Below are 4,102 nucleotides of genomic sequence, written 5' to 3'. Positions count from 1 at the left end.
CGGCGCCGCCTGGGCGGGCGCCGCGTCGCCGACGGGGTCGCCACCAACCCGCTCGCCCACGCCGTGCACGCGGGCCTCGTCGTCGCCGGCATCGACCGGCTCGAGGACATCGCCGCCGTCACCACCGAGCTGCGCCGCGCCCACGACATCGAGGCCGACGACACCGCCTTCGTGCGCATCGACCCGGTCCCGTCCGGCGAGGACACCGGGGCGTCCCGCCCGCGGCCGTCCGTCGTCTGCGCCCTGACCACCACCGCCCCCGTCCAGGCCGCGCCGTGGATCGAGGTCGTCGGCCCCCGGGGCACCGCCCGGCTCTCCTACACCGAGGACGTCCTGCGGCGCACCGACCCCGACGGCAGCGTCACCGAGACCCGGCACGAGCGCACCGACCTGGTCGAGAACCTGCTCGACCACGTGCGCGACCCCGAGGTCCCGCTGCTGTGCCCGTTGCCTGCGACAGCGCCCTTCAGCGCCGTGCTCGAGGCGATCCAGTCCGCGCCCGATCCTGCGCCCATCGCGCCCGAGCACGTGACCTGGCTCGGCGTGGGAGAGGCCGCCCGGCCCGTCGTCGACGGGATCGAGGAGGCGCTGACCGCCGCGCTCGAGACCGGCGCGCCCTTCAGCCGCAGCGGCGCGACCTGGGCCCGCGAGGACGCCATCGCGACCTGGCGCCCCGAGACCGCTGCCACCACGACCACCACCGGATCCCGCGCCGACGGCCGAGACGCTCTCGACGAGGAGACCCGCTCATGACCCTGCGCACCGACCACCTCGAGGCGGACGTGCTCCGCACCGCCGACGGCAGCACCCTGCAGGTCCGCGCCGCCGACGCCGCCCGTCTCGCCCCCTTCGAGGGCGAGACCCGCCCCGACGGCGACGGTCACCTTCTCAGCGGTCCGCTCTCGCCCGCCAACGCCGCCGCACTGCGCGAGGCCTTCGAGGTGCTGCGCCCTCGCCCGATCGGGGACACCCGCACCTCCGTCGGCACCGGGGACCGGCTGGGCCTGGCCACCGCCGGACAGGCCCGCGCCTTCCGCGACCAGGGCGCCGGCCTCGCCCCCGTGCTCGCCCAGCAGTCGATCCGCGAGATGGACCGGCTGGGCCGCGACGCCCTCTCCGTGATCGACGAGGCGACCTTCGGCTGCCTCGAGGAGGGCTGGGACGGCGGCTACGGCGCGGACTGCGACCACATCAAGACCACCGAGGGCATCGACCGCGGCCTCGCCGCCGGGTTCGTGACCTTCACCCTCGACCCCGGCGACCACGTCGTCGACGTGACCGGCGGGATCACCGCGCAGCAGCTCGAGCAGGTGCCCTGGGAGACGCTCGGCGACGACCTCGAGTCGCTGCGCGCCCGCTACGTCGGCACCGTCCTCGACCTGGGCGGGAGCCGGATCGAGATCACCCGCGAGGCGATCGACACCGCGGCCGTGAAGTACGGCGCCGCCGTCGCCGAGGCCGCACGGCTGTTCCGCCACCTGCAGGGCAGCGCCCGCCACGAGGTCGAGGCCGAGATCGCGGTGGACGAGACGGCCTGGCTGACCACCTTCGTGGAGCACCACTACATGGCCGGCGAGCTCGCGCGCCTCGGCGTGGAATGGTTCAGCTTCGCGCCCCGCTACGTCGACGGCTTCGAGAAGGGCGTGGAGTTCCTCGGCGACGAGGACGAGCTGCGCGAGAACCTCACCGCCCACCACGCGATCTCCCGCCTCCACGGCGGGTACAAGATCTCCCTGCACTCCGGCTCGGACAAGTTCTCGATCTACCCCCTCGCCGTCGCCGCGACGGACGGGCACGTGCACCTGAAGACCTCCGGCACCAGCTACCTCTGCGCCCTCGAGGTCGTCGCCCGCCACGACCCTGAGCTGCTGGCGCAGATCTGGGACATCTCCCGCGCCGCCTACGCCCGCTCTCGCGCCTCCTACCAGGTCTCCGCCCACGAGGACCGCACCCCCGAGACCTTGGAGGGGGTCGACACCGCCGCGCTGATCGCCGCCTCCGACTCACGGCAGATCCTCCACGTCGGCTACGGCGACTCGCTGGTCGCGACCGACGCACAGGGGGTCGTGCTCGGCGAGCGCCTGCGCCGCGTCCTCGAGGCCCATCACGCCGAGTACTCCGAGGTGCTCGCCGCGCACATCGGCCGCCACCTGGCGCCCTTCGCCGCCGCGGCGGGGGAGACGCAGGAGAGGACCGACGCCGTCGGCGTGGCCTGAGCCGGGGCCCGATCTCGCGGTCGGCCGGAGGGGCGAACCGGCGGAGAGCGGACGCATAGGGGCCGTTCGGCGAAGATCACGGGCGGAGCCGGGCGCGCGCCCGGGACGGAGCAGCAGGGAGGAGGACGGGATGAGGGTGACGCTGCGCGACGTCGCGGAGCAGGCCGGGGTGTCGGTCGCGACGGTCTCCCGCGCCCTGAGCCGCCCCGAGATGGTCAGCGACGATGCCCGCGACCGGATCCAGGAGATCTCCCTCCAGCTCGGCTACCGGCCCTCCCGGGAGGTGCGGGAGATCGCTCCGGGCAGCGCCGGGACCCTCGGCGTGATCGTCCCCGACCTGCTGAACCCCTTCTACCCGGCGCTGCTCAAGGGCGCCCAGGCCCGGGCCCGCGAGCACGGCCTGCACCTGCTGCTGGCCGACGCGGAGGAGGCTCCCGACGGCGAGCTGCCGCTCGTGCAGACCCTCGCCCCGCAGGTCGACGGGATCCTGCTGTGCTCCAGCCGGATGAGCGAGAGCGACCTCGAGGCGGCCTCCGGTCTGACCCGGCTGTGCCTGGTCAACCGTCGCCACCGGGACCTGTCGGCCGTCTCCTTCGACGCGCTGAGCGGGGTGCGGGCCGCGGTGCGGCATCTGGCCGCGCTCGGCCACCGCCGTATCGGCTACGTCGGCGGCCCCCGTGCGAGCCGCTCCGAGGCCGAGCGCCGCACCGCACTCGAGCAGGTCGGGGCGGAGCTGGCGGTCGAGATCGAGGACGTCGGCCACTTCCCGCCCGGCATCCAGGGCGGGGGCTCCGCCGCGGAGCCGCTGCTGCTGCGCGACCTGAGCGCGGCGCTCGCCTACAACGACGTGCTCGCCCTCGGTCTGATCTCCGGGCTGCGCACCCTGGGCTTCTCCGTCCCGGGCGACGTCTCGGTGGTGGGCTGGGACGACATCGAGTACGCGGCCGTCTCCAGCCCGGCGCTGAGCACGGTGCGGGTGCCGCGCCACCGCATCGGCGCGCTCGGGATCGACGCGCTCGTCGCCCCCGACGGCTCCGTCACCGATCAGCGGCTCGAGACACGGTTCGTGCCGAGGGAATCCACGGCTCGGCGCAGCGGGGCCGTGCAGGAGCGGCCGGAGCAGGTTCTCGAGGAGCAGGGAGCCTGAGCCCCGCTAGGACGCAGGAGGGGCGCCGCCGCAGGGACGCGGAGCGGCGCCGATTACAGTGGGGCGACCTGCGCGGACCGTCGGGCCGGCGGCAGGAGTGCTCCAGGAGGGAACAGACCATGGCGCGGACGGCGGCCAGCATCAAGGACGTGGCCAAGGAGGCCGGGGTGTCGATCGGCACCGTCTCGAACGTGCTGAACCGCCCCGACATCGTCTCCCCGGAGCGGCGGGACCGGGTGCTCGCGGCGATCCGCGCCCTCGGCTACGTCCGCAACGACGCCGCGAGGCAGCTCAAGCTGGGCCGCTCCTCGACCGTCGGCGCGATCGTGCTGGACATGGGCAACCCCTTCTACGCCCAGCTCGTCGGAGGGATCGAGGCCGCCGCGGAGGCGTCCTCCCTCGCCGTGATCTCCGGCAGCACCGGCAACCGCGAGCAGCGCGAGCAGCTCTACCTCTCCCTCTTCGAGGAGCAACGGGTGCGGGGGATCCTGCTCGCCTCGACCGGGGCGACCGAGGAGCTGATCGAGCAGATCCGCGAGCGCGGCACCCCCGTGGTCCTGGTGGAGCGCGAGCGCGCCTCGACCGGCGGCTCCTCCGTGAGCGTCGACGACTTCGCCGGCGGGGAGATCGCGGTGCGCCACCTCACCGGGCTCGGCCGTCGACGGATCGGCGTGGTCGCGGCCCGGCACGACCTGCGCCAGGTCAGGGCGCGTCTGGACGGGGCGCGCGCCGCCGCCGA

3 protein-coding genes and 1 pseudogene are annotated in these 4,102 nt (G+C 74.6%); all 4 read left to right on the top strand.

What is annotated here, in order from left to right:
- Nucleotides 1–753, top strand: a pseudogene (locus HMPREF3159_RS10755) (gfo/Idh/MocA family oxidoreductase); the annotation flags it as partial.
- Entirely contained in the window at nucleotides 750–2,216 is a 1,467-nt protein-coding gene (locus HMPREF3159_RS10750) for a tagaturonate epimerase family protein (protein ID WP_070501022.1), read from the top strand. The pseudogene HMPREF3159_RS10755 and the gene HMPREF3159_RS10750, both read left to right, overlap by 4 nt.
- Before the next feature lie 130 nt (nucleotides 2,217–2,346).
- Nucleotides 2,347–3,363, top strand: a complete 1,017-nt coding sequence (locus tag HMPREF3159_RS10745; RefSeq protein WP_070501021.1) for a LacI family DNA-binding transcriptional regulator — start codon at nucleotides 2,347–2,349, stop codon at nucleotides 3,361–3,363.
- Between the two features lie 119 nt (nucleotides 3,364–3,482).
- The coding region (locus HMPREF3159_RS10740) for a LacI family DNA-binding transcriptional regulator (RefSeq protein ID WP_141748184.1) at nucleotides 3,483–4,102 on the top strand (620 nt) is incomplete at its 3' end.

It is taken from the genome of Brachybacterium sp. HMSC06H03, assembly GCF_001807385.1.
In the GTDB taxonomy this organism is placed as follows: Bacteria; Actinomycetota; Actinomycetes; order Actinomycetales; family Dermabacteraceae; genus Brachybacterium; species Brachybacterium conglomeratum.
This window is presented reverse-complemented; position numbering and strand designations above follow the sequence as displayed.

What these genes read in the sequence shown, in the direction of transcription:
- HMPREF3159_RS10750 (WP_070501022.1), top strand. Translation starts at nt 750, where the DNA reads ATGACCCTGCGCACCGACCACCTCGAGGCGGACGTGCTCCGCACCGCC.
- HMPREF3159_RS10745 (WP_070501021.1), top strand. Translation starts at nt 2,347, where the DNA reads ATGAGGGTGACGCTGCGCGACGTCGCGGAGCAGGCCGGGGTGTCGGTC.